This is a genomic window from Mesorhizobium sp. P160927 (assembly GCF_057766385.1).
In genome coordinates this window covers 5,962,329-5,976,425 of the sequence record NZ_JBYMDW010000001.1, presented here as the reverse complement: position 1 = coordinate 5,976,425, position 14,097 = coordinate 5,962,329, and the positions used below count along the sequence as shown (strand labels likewise).

Genomic DNA, 14,097 nt, shown 5'->3' with positions numbered 1-14,097 from the left:
GTAACCGTGCTGCGACCCGATAGGCCCCTTCGCCGCGCGTGGTCAGGCTGCCTGCAGCAACGCCTCGATCTCGAAGATGGCGTGGTTGGTCATGGTCTTCGGGATTTCGGCCGTCACCTTGTCGCCAACCTCCTTATGCAGCTTCTTGCGCATCGCGCCGAGCACCATTGGCGGGGCGACAAGCACAAGGCTGTCGAATGCACCCTCATGTGCAAGCTTGTAGAGGCGGGCGGCAATCTCCTCGGCGAAGCGCTCCTTGCCGATGCGATGCCAGTCGGTCTCCTCGACCGCGCTGCGATGCACGGATGGGCCGTCATTGTATCGACCGGGGCTGTCGCTTCCCTGTTCGCGTGTGGGCGGGTTCTCCTGTTCCATCACCTGCACGACTTCAAGGTTGGGAAACTTAGTGTCGCCGGCGTTCTTGAGCAGGAGCGCCTTTTCGCCGTCGGCCACCAAAACCCAAATGCCATGCTTCAGTTTGATCGTGTTCATGGGAACGCTCCTTGTTGAGTGGTGGCTATACCGGGAACGCATTTTGACCCGTCAACGTTCCACCCGAACGGAGGACCGAGTGGCCGTGCAGCCAGGCCCTGAAGACGAATCACCGCCGCACGACTTTAATCTACTGAATTGGTAGCAATTAGAAAAAACTGTTTTGTGGGACAGGTCGCCGGCAGCTAAAAGTGCCTGAAATCAAGGCGCATTTCAGCAGCTCGGGCGCTCCCGGTGCATGGGCATGGAATATTTTTCTCCTGCCCTTCGCGGTTGCGAAAAAGCGATTGCCTGCCATCACCGGATGCGCGAGTGCTTTGCTTCTGCTTTTTTACGCTTGGGCGTAAAACTGCGATCCTGTTCCCGGATTTGCTTTGTCATGTCGCAAGCCACCACCAAGCTCAACTCCTTTCCCGTCTTCATGCGGGTCGAGGGCGAAGCCGTGGCCATTGTCGGCGGCGGCGAGGAGGCTTTGGCCAAGGCGCGGCTGATCGCCCAGTCGAGCGCGGTCCTGCACATCATCGCTAGGGATGCCGAACCGGAGCTGTTGGCCTTCATCGCCGAGTCCGGCGCCAACTATATGCCCGGCGCGTATAACGCCTCGCAGATCGAAGGCGCCGTGATGGTGTTTGCCGCCAGCGGCGGCGAAGCGCTCGACCGTCGCGTCGCCGCCGATGCGCGCCGGCTGGGCATTCCCGTCAATGCCGTCGACCGGCCGGACCTCTGTGATTTCTTCACCCCGGCGCTGGTCAACCGCGCACCGGTCGCCGTGGCGATCGGTACCGAAGGCGCGGGCCCCGTGCTTGCACAGATGCTGCGCAGCCGAATCGACCGCATGCTGTCGCCGTCGCTCGGGTCACTGGCAGCGCTTGCGGCGTCGTTCCGCAATGCCGCCGAGAGATTGCCCAGGGGCAGTATACGCCGCCGTTTCTGGAGCGACTTCTTCGGCGGAGCGCCAGCACGCGCCGTCGAGGCCGGCGAATTTTCGCAGGCGCGCGAAGCCGCCACCGACCTGCTGTTGTCCAACGCGCCCGTTCGCGGCCACATCGCCCTGGTGGGCGCCGGTCCCGGCGCCGAGGACCTCCTGACCCTGCGGGCGCATCGTCTGCTGATGGAGGCCGATGTCATCGTCCATGACGCGCTGGTCCCGGAGGCGGTCGTCGCCATGGGCCGCCGCGATGCCGAGCGCCTGCCGGTGGGAAAGCGCAAGGGCTGCCATACCAAAAGCCAAGCCGAAATCAATGCGTTGCTGGTGGATCTCGGCCGTAAGGGCAAGCGCGTCGTGCGGCTGAAATCGGGCGATCCTCTGGTGTTCGGCCGCGCCGGCGAGGAGATGGCCGCGCTTCGTGACGCCGGCATCGCCTATGAGGTGGTTCCGGGCGTCACAGCGGCCTTTGCCGCTGCCGCCGATTTCGAACTGCCGTTGACGCTGCGCGGCGTTTCCTCCTCGATGGTGTTCACCACCGGCCACGATCTCAAGGGAAATTCACTGCCGGATTGGGCCAAGCTCGCCATTTCCGGCGCTACCGTTGCCGTCTACATGGGCCGCTCGGTCGCGGCCGAAGTTGCCGGCCGGCTGATCGAGGCGGGCTTGTCGCCGGACACGGCGGTCGCCGTGGTCGAGAATGCCAGTCTGGCCAATCGCCGACGCTTCCACGGCACGCTTGCCGACTTGCCGTCGCTGGAAGCGCGCGCCGATCTGTCGGGCCCGGTCATGACCATCATCGGCGACGCCGTCGCCGGTGCCAATTTCGAGCGGTCCGAGCCGCTCGCGGCACACAGGCACGAGAGCGCGCCCGTAGCAGCCGCCGAGGGAGTTCAGCCATGAAGATACTGACCGCCAATCGCCTCGGCGACGGTATTGCCGTCTGGTACGCCGATGGCGGCTGGGCCGAGACGGTGGATCATGCGGACCTTGCCCACGACAAGGCGGCCGAGGATCGGCTGGAGGCGATCGGCGCCAAGGCCCACGCCGACAATGAAGTGGTCGACGTCAATCTGATCGATGCGGACATCGTCGACGGCGTTGTCGAGCCGGTGCGGCTGCGTGAGAAGATCCGCGCCGCCGGCCCGACCATCCGCAACGACCTCGGCAAGCAGGCCGAGCGGGCGGCATAGCCAGGACACCAGGTGAACGGGCGGACGCGCCCTGAAAGACGAAGCATGTACCGTTACGATGAGTTCGACCACGATTTTGTCCAGGCCCGCGTCGCCGAGTTCAGCGACCAGGTCGAGCGCCGGCTGTCCGGCGAGATTACCGAGGACCAGTTCCGGCCGCTCCGGCTGATGAACGGCGTCTATCTGCAGCTGCACGCCTACATGCTGCGCATCGCGGTGCCCTACGGCACGCTGAACGGCAAGCAGTTGCGCATGCTCGGCCACATCGCCCGCAAATACGATAAGGGCTACGGCCATTTCACCACGCGCCAGAACATCCAGTTCAACTGGCCGGCGCTGTCGGACATTCCGGCGATCCTGGCGGACCTGGCCAGCGTGGAGATGCACGCCATCCAGACCAGCGGCAACTGCATCCGCAATGTCACCGCCGACCATTTTGCCGGGGCTGCCGCCGACGAGGTCGCCGATCCGCGTCCCTATGCCGAAATCCTGCGGCAGTGGTCTTCGGTGCATCCGGAATTCTCGTTCCTGCCGCGCAAGTTCAAGATCGCGGTGACGGGAGCCGAGCGCGATCGCGCCGCCATCCAGACGCACGATATCGGCCTGCACCTCAAGAAGAACGCCGCCGGCGAACTCGGCTTCGCCGTCTACGTCGGTGGTGGTCAGGGCCGTACGCCGATGGTGGCGAGGAAGATCCGCGACTTCTTGCCCGAAGCCGACCTTCTCTCCTACTGCACGGCGATCCTGCGCGTTTACAATCTCCATGGCCGCCGCGACAACAAGTACAAGGCGCGCATCAAGATCCTGGTCCACGAGACCGGCGCCGAGGAAATCACCCGCCAGGTCGAGGCCGAGTGGCAGGAATTGAAGGACGCGGAGCTGAAGCTGCCCGAGGCGGACATCCGCGCCATCGAGGCTTATTTCGCACCGCCCGCGCTGACCGGGCGGCCGGACGGCGACGCCGCCGTCAAGGTGGCGCGGCTGGATTCCAAGGGCTTCTCGGACTGGCTGGACCAGAACGTGGTGACGCACCGCCACCCCGACTACGCGGCGGTGACGATCTCGCTCAAGGGTATCGGCGAGGTGCCGGGCGATGCGACCGACAGCCAGATGGAAGCGGTCGCCGACATTGCCGAGAAATATGCCTTCGACGAGCTTCGCGTCAGCCACGAGCAGAACCTGATCCTGCCGCATGTGGCGCGTGCCGACCTCAAGGCGGTCTATGACGCGCTGGTCGACATCGGGCTGGCGACGGCTAACTCCAACCTGATCTCGGACATCATCTCGTGCCCGGGCCTCGATTATTGCGCGCTGGCGACGGCACGCTCGATACCGATCGCACAGCAAATCTCGCGCCGCTTCGCCTCGCTGGAGCGGCAGCGCGAGATCGGCGAATTGAAGCTGAAGATCTCCGGCTGCATCAATGCCTGCGGCCACCACCATGTCGGCCATATCGGCATCCTCGGTGTCGAGAAGAAGGGCTCCGAACTCTACCAAGTGACATTGGGCGGTTCGGCCGACGAGAACACTTCGGTCGGCGAGATCATCGGCCGGGGCTTCTCTTCGGAAGAAATCACCGATGCCATCGAGCACATCGTCGACACCTATCTCGGCCTTCGGCTCAACCCGCAGGAAAAATTCATCGACGCCTACCGCCGTGTCGGTTCCGCGCCGTTCAAGGAGGCGCTCTATGCTGGCGAAGCCAAGGCCGCTTGACCATATTGCCGACGTCGATGACGGCATCGCCGCCAAAGCGGCGGGGTTTGACGCGCTCTACGGTCATCTCGGCCCGATCGAGATCATCGAACGATCGGCCAACGATCTGTTTCACGACGAGATCGCTGCCGTGTCTTCGTTCGGCGCGGATTCGGCGGTGCTGCTGCATATGATCGCCAAGATCGACCGTACGCTGCCGGTCATCTTTCTCGATACCGGCAAGCATTTCGAGGAGACGCTCGGCTATCGCGACGCGCTGGTCGCCGATTTCGGATTGACCAACATCCGGGTGATCAAGCCGGACGAAGCGGCGCTCGAACGGATCGACCCGACCGGCAATCTGCACCAGAACAACACCGATGCCTGCTGCGACGTGCGCAAGGTCGAGCCGCTGGCACGTGGCGTCGCACCCTTCCGCGCCTGGTTCACGGGCCGCAAACGCTTCCAGGCCTCGACACGGGCCGCACTTCCGGTGTTCGAGGCGGTAGGCCCTCGCATCCGCATCAATCCGCTGGCGCACTGGACGACGTCGGACCAGGCCGACTACATGCGCGCGCATGCGCTGCGCGAAAACCCACTGGTCGCCTATGGTTATCTGTCGATTGGCTGCTTTCCATGCACGCAGCCGGTGCAGCCGGGCGAGGATGCGCGCAGCGGCCGCTGGGCCGGCCACGCCAAGACCGAGTGCGGCATCCATCTGTCGGGACTGGAAGTGTCGCTGACCGACGCATCACTATAGGGTATGTTGCAATTCAGGTGAGGCAGGCCTGCAAACGGCGGCTTCCTGCGCTTCCGGTGCCCACGGACTTCAAGTACGTTCCGCTCCGGTTCTCGCAAGCAGCCGTTTTCGACACAGCCTGACCTGAATTTCAACACACGCTCGAGCTCTTCGAATTTTAGGAATTTTGATGACTGGACTGACGACACCGGAGACCCGGCTCTGGACCCCGGAGGGTTTTCGCGAGGACGAGTGGAGCCATGCCGAAAGTGCCGACGCGCTTTCCGGCAATGGCCAATTCATCCTGCCGCTGCAGGCGTTCCTCGATCTCGACCCGGAGGTGCGCCGCTCGGCGAAGGAGCGGCTCGGCGTCGTGCTGCAGCCCGGCGACCAGCTCGACAAGATCGCCGACCTGCTCGACCAGTTGTCGCTGGTGGCGCTGGCCTTCCCGGCTTTCGGCGACGGCCGCTCCTTCTCCAAGGGCGAACTGCTGCGCAGCCGCTATCACTTCACGGGCGCGCTGCGTGCCACCGGGCAGGTCCTGGTCGACCCGTTGCCGCACATGCTGCGGCTTGGCTTCGATGAATTCGAGATCTCGAATCCAGTGCTCTTGAAGCGCCTTGAAGAAGGCCGCACCGGCGGGTTGGGGCTTTACTACCAGCCGGCCGCCATAGTGGAGACCAAGGGTCCGAAATATTCCTGGCGGCGTCTTCGCAACAGCTGACGCTTTTTCCAGGAAGGCCGAAGGCCCTCTCACTCGAAGCTGGTCGTACCAACTGTGCGATTTGCGCTTTTCCTCTCGGCATCTTGCCCTTAGGATATCGCTGTTATTTCGCGACCCGAAATAAATGGCCACAAAGGGAGGAACCGGGAATGGCTGGCAAGAAGATATTGATGCTCGTTGGCGAGTTCAGCGAGGAATATGAGATTTTCGTCTTTGAACAGGCCATGCATGCCGTCGGCCATACCGTGCATGTCGTTTGCCCGGACAAGAAGGCAGGCGATGTGCTGAAGACATCGCTGCACGATTTCGAGGGCCACCAGACCTACACCGAGAAGCCCGGACACGATTACATCCTCAACAAGACGTTTTCCGAGGTGGATCCGGCCCAGTACGATGCCGTCTACGCGGCGGGCGGGCGCGGTCCCGAATACATTCGTATCGACAAGCGCGTGCAGGCGCTGGTGCGGCACTTCCATGAGACAGGAAAGCCGATCTTCACCATCTGCCATGGCGTGCAGAGCCTGATCGCGGTCGACGGCGTGGTGCGGGGCAGGGAAGTGGCGGCGCTTCATTATTGCGAGCCGGAAGTCACGCTGGCCGGCGGCATCTATGTCGACGTCGCGCCCAACGGGGCCCATGTCGACGGCAATCTTGTTTCGGCCAAGGGCTGGCCGGGCCTGTCCAATTTCATCCGCGAATGCCTGCAGGTGCTGGGCACGGAGATCCGCCATGGCCAGATCCTGATGCGCGACGAGCGGCAAGCGGCCTGAGAAAGGTTTGGGGAACTACCGCCGCGCGCTGGCGCGGCGGTATGCTCTACGCCGCCATCCGCGCTTCGCGGAACGACACCAGTTTGTGGCGGCTTTCGTCCCACAAGGCCAGTTTGACGCAGCGCAGGCTCTCGAGCAGCGTGACGCGGCCGATGCCGCGCAGCTCGGGATAATCCCGCAGCACTTCCTGCAGCCGGTAGCCGGGCACCTTGGCGGAGAGGTGGTGGACGTGGTGAACGCCGATATTGCCGGTGAACCAGTTCAGCACCGGCGGAAGGTCGTAATAGGACGAGCCGTGCAGGGCGGCGCGTTGGAACTCCCATTCCTCATCCTTCGCCCATTCGGTCTCCTCGAACTGGTGCTGGACATAGAACAGCCAGATGCCGGCCGAACCGGCAAGAATGACGATCGGCAGATGGACGATCAGGAACGCACCAGGGCCGATGACCCAGATGAGGATGGCCGCGGCAACCGCGATGCCAAGATTGGTGGTCATCGACGACACCCAGGGCGTCAGGCCGCCGCGCATCATGCCGACGGGCAACCTTTGCGAGAAGATGAACAGCCAGATCGGCCCCAGGCCGAACATCACCAGGGGATGGCGGTAGAGGCGATAAGCCAGGCGACCCCGCCAGGACATCCGCCGGTATTCGGCGACGGTCAGCGTCCTGATATCGCCCATGCCGCGTTCGTCGAGGTTGCCGGCGCTGGCATGATGGGTGGCATGGGCACGCCGCCAGCAGTCGTAGGGCGTCAGCGTCAGGATGCCCAGCGCGCGGCCGATCCAGTCATCGGCAATGCGATTGGCAAAGAAGGAGCCATGGCCGCAATCGTGCTGGATCATGAAAATCCGCACCAGGAAACCGGCCGCGGGCAGGATCAGGACCAGTCCCCACCAATGACCATAGGCATAGGCAGCGGAAGACAGAGCCCACAGCGTGGCGAAAGGAATCAGGGTGATGGCCAGTTCGAGTGTGCTACGCCGCCTGTCAGGCTTCTTGTAGCGCGCCAGGATCTTTAGCCAGGCGCGCTTGCTGTTGGCAGCTGCCTCGGGGGAAATCATGTTCATCAGGAAGCATAGGCGGGGTGTGCCGCCACCGCAAGTCAGGGATCACGCAAAGTTACTGTGCGTAATTGTCGCGTAAGGCCCTGGCGATCCTACTGCCGTCGCCATCCGGCGTCGCCATCCTCGACCCGGTCGAGATGCTCGAGCAATTGCTCAAATCGGTCCGGGATGTCAGGTTCGATGCGGAAGGCCGGCAAGGTGCGCAGAAAGCGCGTCACTGCCTCGGCGCCAAACTGCCGCCGAACCTCCGCAGCGAGCCTTTCTCCTTTTTCAAGCTTGTTGCGGGTCATCATTTCAAAAATCCCTGCGTCGGCTCCGAAACTCCCCCAGCAGCGGAATGGTTCCCGCATCACCGCCTCGTGGCAAGCAAAGCCGGCAAGTAGGGTAAAATTTGAATTAAAATCGAAACGTCCCACCGTGCTTTCCTGATCCGGTCGCAGGCTCTTGCCGTCGCTTTCCCCTTGATTTTTGGCCTGCGAACCTCGATATCGGGCACAAAATCCATGCCATTCGAGATGACGGGAAACGGCGATGAGCGACCAGGCAAAAGACGAACGCACGCCCAATGAAGCCGAGGCGGCCGAGGCCAATGCCGAGCGCACGGAAGGCAGCATCGATGGCGACTACGAAGCGCTTGTGCGGCTGCTGAAGGAAAATGAAGAGCTGAAGGACCGCGCGCTGCGGGTCGCGGCCGAGATGGAAAACCTGCGCCGCCGCACCGCGCGCGACGTGCATGACGCGCGCACTTATGCGGTGGCGAATTTCGCCCGCGACATGCTGTCGGTGTCGGACAATCTGCGCCGCGCCCTGGATGCCATTCCCGCCGAGGCCAAGGCATCGGGGGATGCCGGCTTCAAGGCGCTGATCGAAGGCGTCGACCTGACCGAGCGCGCCATGCTGTCGGCGCTGGAACGGCATGGGGTCAAGAAACTTGCTCCCGAGGGCGAGAAGTTCGATCCCAATTTCCACCAGGCAATGTTTGAAGTGCCCAATCCCGATGTCCCGGCCAACACCGTGGTCCAGGTCGTGCAGCCGGGCTATTCGATCGGCGAGCGGGTGCTTCGCCCGGCCATGGTCGGCGTCGCCAAGGGCGGTCCGAAAATTGCCGCCGACGCGCCGGTCGAACCAGGGCCGGTCAATGAGCAGGCCGAGAAAGATGCGTGATTAGTGGGGTTGCGAATAGAGAGTAGTGAGTAGCAAGGACCGGGACGAGTAGGCGCCTGCTTCGCCAATTGCCATTCACTACCGACTACTTCACTACTCACTCCATGAACCCGATCGCCCTCCTCGACTATGCCGGCGTTGCCGTCTTCGCGGCGACGGGGGCGTTGGCGGCGTCGCGCAAACAGCTCGACATTATCGGCTTCCTGTTCCTGGCCAGCGTCACCGGCATCGGCGGCGGCACGCTTCGTGACGTCATCCTCAATCTGCCGGTTTTCTGGGTCGCCAACTCGAGCTACGTTCTGATCTGCGCGGCGGTCGCGGTGCTGGTGTTCTTTGCCGCGCACCGTGTCGAATCCCGCTGGAAATGGCTGCTCTGGCTCGACGCCATCGGATTGGCCGCTTTTTCGGTGATGGGTGCGGCCAAGGGTCTGGCCATTACGGGTTCGCCGGTCGTCTCCGTCATCACCGGCGTGCTCACCGCCACGTCAGGCGGCATCCTGCGCGATCTGCTGGCCGGCGAGCCCTCGGTACTGCTGAGGCCGGAAATCTATGTTACGGCCGCTCTGGCAGGCGCTGCCATCTTCACGGCTGGCGACGTCACAGGATTGCCGCCGATTTTTTCAGAGCTGGCCGGCTTCGCCGCGGCGTTCGCCGTTCGCGGCGGCGCGCTCCGTTTCGGCTGGACCTTTCCAGCCTACAAGAGCCGGCCCGGCCGGCGGCCGGAAGACATTCCATGAAAAGAAGCTATTCGCGTCACGCGGCGAAGCGCTGCGCTTCCCCGCCATAGTAGTTGACGTAGCGGGCACCGATCTCCTTGACCGGCATCACGACGAAAATGTCGACCGTGGAGAATTCGCGGTCGATGACGCAACCATCGCCGATGCGAGCGCCGACCCGCAGATAGCCCTTGACCAGAGGCGGCATCGCCGCGATCGCGGCCTTGGTGTTGACCGCCTCGATCGGCATCAGATCCATGGAGCAATAGCGCCCGGACACAGCGCGCACGTCCCAGGCCGAGTTGGTGCGGCAGTGATGGGCAAGATAGGTGAGCGCCTCCGCATGCGCGGCCGGCACGGTGCCATGGAACGAGGCGCAGCCGGTCATCACCCCGATCTGGTAGTGATTGATGTAGGCCCAGATGCCTTGCCATAGCGCTTCGATGGTGCGCTTCGAACGGTATTCCGGCAAGACGCAGGAACGGCCGAGTTCAAGGAACCGCTGGCTGGGATGGCGGGCGATGAGCTTGGTCAGCTCGAATTCGCCTTCGGAATAGAAGCCCCCGGCGGTTGCCGCGATTTCTTGCCGCAGCAAGCGATAGGTACCGACGATGCGGCGGTGCTCAGGGCCGGACAGCGTGGTGTCGAGGACGAGCAGATGGTCGCAGAGCGGGTCGAAACGGTCGGCGTCGCGGCGGTCCTGCGCCTGGAACAGATCCTTCCTGGCGCCAAGCTCGTCATAGAATACACGGTAACGCACTTCCTGCGCGGCCGCGATCTCGGCCTCGTTGCGGGCGAGCCGCACTTCGAGATTGCCGATACGGCCGAGCGCCGCACCCTTTATGACGGAATCGACATTACGTCCGGCGAGCAAGGCGCTGCTGGCGTTCGGCCGAGTGTCACATTCCGGCATAACTGTATGCACGAGTGATTCTCCTTCGAGCCATCCCTCTTGGCACGGGGATACGGTGTAGGTGCAACAGGATTGTGACAGTACCGTGATACGGCGTTGCGGGCAATACTTCGTCGGCTGGCGAAAACGGTCAACCGGCTACGTTGCGTCACAGGACCCCACGGCGCGTCGCGTTCGCGGGGCGCCGAGAATGGGCTGCTTTTCGGCGGCATTGACCAGCCACGCACCCGGAAAAGCGGGCTCAGGCGGCGACCTGGCCCTCGACGGCGCTGACCAGTGCATCGGGGTCGAGCGGCTTGGTGACGAAGCCGCTGGCACCGTGGGCGAGCACCGCATGGCGGGTTTTTTCCTGGCTGTCGGCCGACAGCACCATAATCGGCACCGGCGGCACGGAGGCCTCCTCTTCATGGCGGCGGATCGCGGCAATGGCGTCCAGTCCGTCCATGACCGGCATGTGGAGATCCATCAGCACCACGTCGAAGCGGTGCTTGTTGCCGGCACCGGTGACCGCCTCGACGGCGGCCTTGCCGTTGCCGACCACCTTGACGCGATGCCCGGCCTTCAACAGCGTCGCGCGGGCCAACATGGCATTGATGTCGTTGTCCTCGGCGATCAGCACGGACAGGCCGTGCTGGCGTTCGCCTGAGGCACGAAGCGCCGGCGCGCGGCGTTTTTCCGGCTGCGGCTGGGCCAGGACCGGTGCGTGGCTGCTCAAAAGGACACGCAAAAGTGTTCCTCCGCGCACCGGCCGGGCAAGGAAAGTCGCGTAGCCGCTGGCACGAAACTCGCCCAGCATGCCGCGGTCGGTGGGTGCGATCAGCGTGACGGCTTCGCAATCAGAAAACCCATGCTGGCGAAGCCGCTTGAGCAGCCTTCCGTCACTCTCTTCCATGGCCGCGTCGACCAGAAGCACGTCGCAGCCGTCGGCGAAGGATGCGGCCTGAGCCACGGTGGTGGCGATACCGGCCGCGCCGCCATTGGAGCGGATGGTGCGGGCGATGGCGTCGGCCTCGACGGTGTTCTTGGACACGATCACGGCGCGTCGCCCGGCAAGCGCGTTCAACCGGCCCTGCGGCGGCTCGGTGGCTGACGTGGCGGGAATCTCGAAGACGAATTCCGATCCCTGGCCAAGCCGGCTGGAAACCGAAATCGTGCCGCCCATTGCGGCCACCAAGCGCTTGGAGATGGCAAGTCCCAGTCCAGCACCGCCATGCGTGCGCGTCGAGGTGCCGTCGGCCTGTTCGAACTCCTCGAAGATGCGCTCCATGTCCTCGTCGCGCAGGCCGGGACCCGTATCGGCGATGGTGAAGCAGATGCGGTCGCTGGTCTCGGTTCGGGCGCGCGCGACGCTGACCAGCACGCCGCCACTGTCGGTGAACTTGATGGCGTTGCCGATGAGGTTGAGCAGCACCTGCCGGACCCGGCCCGGATCGGCGGTGATCAATTGCGGCACATCCGGTTCGACATGGCAGCCGAGGCCGATATTCTTGGCGAAGGCCCGCGCGGCCATCAATTCGATGATGTTGTCGGCGATCTCGCGCACCGACATGGGCTGCGGTTCGGGATCGAAGCGTCCGGCCTCGATCTTGGAATAATCGAGCAGGTCCTCGATCAGGGCAAGCAAGGCGCTGGCCGAGGTCGAGATGGCGCCGACATAGGTCTGCTGCTCCGGCGAAAGGCTGGTGTCGGCAAGCAGCCTGGCCATGCCCATGATGCCGTTCATCGGCGTGCGGATCTCATGGCTGACGGTGGCGAGGAAGCGCGACTTGGCCTGGCTGGCGAACTCGGCCCGCTCGCGCGCGGTGATCATGGACGACTCAGCGCGCTTGCGTGCTGTGATGTCGCGGGCGATGGCGCGATGCGAGACGGCACCGCTGTCCTTTTCGCGCACCGACAGCTCGATCCAGGAGAACCAGCGCGGGCCCGTCGGCGTGCGGATGGCAACGTCGGTGGAACTCAGGCATTCATGATCTGAGAAAGCCGCATCGGGAACGATGCCGACCTCGATCCCGAATTCGGCCAAGGTCTTGCCGGCAAGATCGCGCGGATCGGTTTCGACGATGTCGGCGAACACCTTGTTGGCGTAGACGATGTAACCGTCGCGGTCGCGATGGATGACGAGATCGCCGAGCGCGTCGATGAGACCGCGAAAGCGCTCCTCGCTTTCCTGCATCTCCCACATGCGGTCGGCCAGCGTCTCGATCTCGGCGCGGTTGCGGGCGGTGGTTTCGTCGAGCAGGACCGCAGTGCGGCGTACGCTGCGTCTGGCGCGCAGATGCATGGCCAGGCCAGCAAGGCCGGTTGCCAGCAAGGCAAGGCTGATGAAGACTGGCGCCCCGGTCAGGGATGAGAGGCCGGCCAGCAGCATGACGGCAACGAAGGTCAGGACCGGCAGGCCTTCGCGCTTGGCCGGTTGCTGATCAGGGACCAGCGGCGGCGCGGCGATAAACCGCCGCGCCGATACCGGCAGTTGCGCCGATGCCGCATCGATGTCGTCGCCGGCGTCGGCCTGTTGGCTGTCGGATTCCGCGATCATGCGAAATCCTTTGCCAGATAGAGATTATGGAAAATTGCGGGGGATCGTTCGAATTTTAGTTGATCGGGCGTTTTTGGCCCGGCGGCGACGGATTTGCCAGCCAATGGGGGAATTTCGCCCCGCGCCTGCCACCCCTGAGCCGGGTCACATGTCGACGACGACGCGGCCGCGGATCTTGCCGTCGACGATGTCGTGTGCCGCACCGATGATGCCGTCGAAGCCGATGGTCGTGGACAGGCTGGCGAGCTTGTCCACATCGAGATCGGAGCCGATGCGCCGCCAGGCCTCGAGGCGTACGGCCTTCGGCGCCATCACCGAATCGATGCCGAGCAGGGAGACGCCGCGCAGGATGAAAGGGGCGACACTCGACGGAAGATCCATGCCGCCGGCTAGGCCGCAGGCCGCGACCGCGCCGCCATAGGAGGTCATCGACAGCACATTGGCCAGCGTGTGGCTGCCGACCGAATCGATGCCGCCGGCCCAGCGCTCCTTGGCCAACGGCTTGGCGGGTTGGTTGAGTTCGTCGCGCGATATCACCTCGGCGGCGCCGAGGTTGATCAGATAGGGGCTTTCGGCGTTGCGGCCGGTCGACGCGATGACATGGTAGCCGAGGCTGGACAGGATCGAGACGGCGACCGAACCGACGCCGCCGGCAGCACCCGTCACCACGACAGGTCCGCGCTCAGGCAGGATGCCGTGCCGCTCCAGCGCCATGACGCAGAGCATGGCCGTATAGCCGGCTGTGCCGACCGCCATGGCATCATGCGCGCTCATGCCTTCCGGCAGAGGCACCAGCCAGTCGCCCTTGACGCGGGCGCGCCCGGCATAGGCGCCGAAATGGGTTTCACCAACGCCCCAGCCATTCAGGATGACCTTGTCGCCCTTGCGCCAGTGGGGATTGGAAGATGAGATGACGGTGCCGGCAAGGTCGATGCCCGGCACCAATGGCCATCGACGGATCACCGGCGCCTTGCCCGATATCGCCAGTCCGTCCTTGTAGTTCACCGTCGTTGCCTCGACCGCGATGGTGACGTCGCCCTCCATCAGATCGGCGTCGGTGAGATCGGTCACGGCGACGGACTGCTTTTTCTCCGCATCGCGCGAAACGAGGATGGCTTTGAAGGTTTCGGTCATCTTTTTCTCCGCGAACTTTGCTCGGCGTGA

General features: G+C 63.9%; 14 protein-coding genes. 8 read left to right on the top strand and 6 right to left on the bottom strand.

The window, feature by feature from the left end; genetic code table 11:
* Window positions 1-42 precede the first annotated feature (42 nt).
* Window positions 43-492 (bottom strand): baeRF12 domain-containing protein, encoded by a 450-nt coding sequence (locus AC3CB8_RS29275; RefSeq protein WP_015315693.1) that lies wholly within the window; start codon window positions 490-492, stop codon window positions 43-45.
* A 379-nt stretch (window positions 493-871) separates the two neighbouring features.
* On the opposite strand from AC3CB8_RS29275, the gene cysG reads away from it, so the two are divergent.
* From cysG to AC3CB8_RS29245, 6 genes are all read left to right on the top strand, one after another.
* A complete protein-coding gene (gene cysG, locus AC3CB8_RS29270; RefSeq protein ID WP_352566034.1) occupies window positions 872-2,320 on the top strand; it encodes a siroheme synthase CysG in 1,449 nt (482 codons plus the stop codon).
* On the top strand, window positions 2,317-2,610 hold the full coding sequence (locus AC3CB8_RS29265; RefSeq protein WP_015315695.1) for a DUF2849 domain-containing protein: 294 nt from the start codon (window positions 2,317-2,319) through the stop codon (window positions 2,608-2,610). Before cysG ends, AC3CB8_RS29265 begins: the two co-directional genes overlap by 4 nt.
* A 45-nt stretch (window positions 2,611-2,655) precedes the next feature.
* Window positions 2,656-4,326 (top strand): nitrite/sulfite reductase, encoded by a 1,671-nt coding sequence (locus tag AC3CB8_RS29260; RefSeq protein WP_352566036.1) that lies wholly within the window; start codon window positions 2,656-2,658, stop codon window positions 4,324-4,326.
* The gene (locus AC3CB8_RS29255) at window positions 4,301-5,065 is read left to right on the top strand and encodes a phosphoadenylyl-sulfate reductase (protein ID WP_352566038.1); all 765 of its coding nucleotides are present in this window, start codon (window positions 4,301-4,303) and stop codon (window positions 5,063-5,065) included. Before AC3CB8_RS29260 ends, AC3CB8_RS29255 begins: the two co-directional genes overlap by 26 nt.
* 169 nt (window positions 5,066-5,234) lie before the next feature.
* The gene (locus tag AC3CB8_RS29250; RefSeq protein ID WP_488377363.1) at window positions 5,235-5,768 is read left to right on the top strand and encodes a DUF934 domain-containing protein; all 534 of its coding nucleotides are present in this window, start codon (window positions 5,235-5,237) and stop codon (window positions 5,766-5,768) included.
* 149 nt (window positions 5,769-5,917) lie between these two features.
* Window positions 5,918-6,538 carry a DJ-1/PfpI family protein gene (locus AC3CB8_RS29245; RefSeq protein ID WP_352566040.1) on the top strand — a complete coding sequence of 207 codons (621 nt, stop codon included), beginning with the start codon at window positions 5,918-5,920 and terminating at the stop codon, window positions 6,536-6,538.
* 46 nt (window positions 6,539-6,584) lie between these two features.
* Here AC3CB8_RS29245 and AC3CB8_RS29240 read toward each other — a convergent pair whose 3' ends face one another.
* Window positions 6,585-7,607 (bottom strand): fatty acid desaturase, encoded by a 1,023-nt coding sequence (locus AC3CB8_RS29240; RefSeq protein ID WP_352566042.1) that lies wholly within the window; start codon window positions 7,605-7,607, stop codon window positions 6,585-6,587.
* Window positions 7,608-7,696: 89 nt separating this feature from the next.
* Window positions 7,697-8,020, bottom strand: a complete 324-nt coding sequence (locus AC3CB8_RS29235; RefSeq protein WP_435053062.1) for a hypothetical protein — start codon at window positions 8,018-8,020, stop codon at window positions 7,697-7,699.
* Window positions 8,021-8,135: 115 nt separating this feature from the next.
* On the opposite strand from AC3CB8_RS29235, the gene grpE reads away from it, so the two are divergent.
* Window positions 8,136-8,768, top strand: coding sequence for a nucleotide exchange factor GrpE (gene grpE / locus AC3CB8_RS29230; protein WP_352553416.1), 633 nt, complete (start codon window positions 8,136-8,138; stop codon window positions 8,766-8,768).
* Window positions 8,769-8,872: 104 nt separating this feature from the next.
* On the top strand, window positions 8,873-9,505 hold the full coding sequence (locus AC3CB8_RS29225; protein ID WP_023793746.1) for a trimeric intracellular cation channel family protein: 633 nt from the start codon (window positions 8,873-8,875) through the stop codon (window positions 9,503-9,505).
* A 16-nt stretch (window positions 9,506-9,521) separates the two neighbouring features.
* On the opposite strand, the gene olsB is transcribed toward AC3CB8_RS29225, so the two are convergent.
* The 3 genes from olsB to acuI form a co-directional block, all read right to left on the bottom strand.
* Window positions 9,522-10,397 (bottom strand): l-ornithine N(alpha)-acyltransferase, encoded by an 876-nt coding sequence (gene olsB, locus AC3CB8_RS29220; protein WP_023770631.1) that lies wholly within the window; start codon window positions 10,395-10,397, stop codon window positions 9,522-9,524.
* A gap of 241 nt (window positions 10,398-10,638) precedes the next feature.
* Window positions 10,639-12,933, bottom strand: a complete 2,295-nt coding sequence (locus AC3CB8_RS29215) for a hybrid sensor histidine kinase/response regulator (RefSeq protein ID WP_488377362.1) — start codon at window positions 12,931-12,933, stop codon at window positions 10,639-10,641.
* Window positions 12,934-13,077: 144 nt separating this feature from the next.
* A complete protein-coding gene (acuI, locus tag AC3CB8_RS29210) occupies window positions 13,078-14,067 on the bottom strand; it encodes an acrylyl-CoA reductase (NADPH) (protein WP_023781180.1) in 990 nt (329 codons plus the stop codon).
* Between the last annotated feature and the right edge of the window lie 30 nt (window positions 14,068-14,097).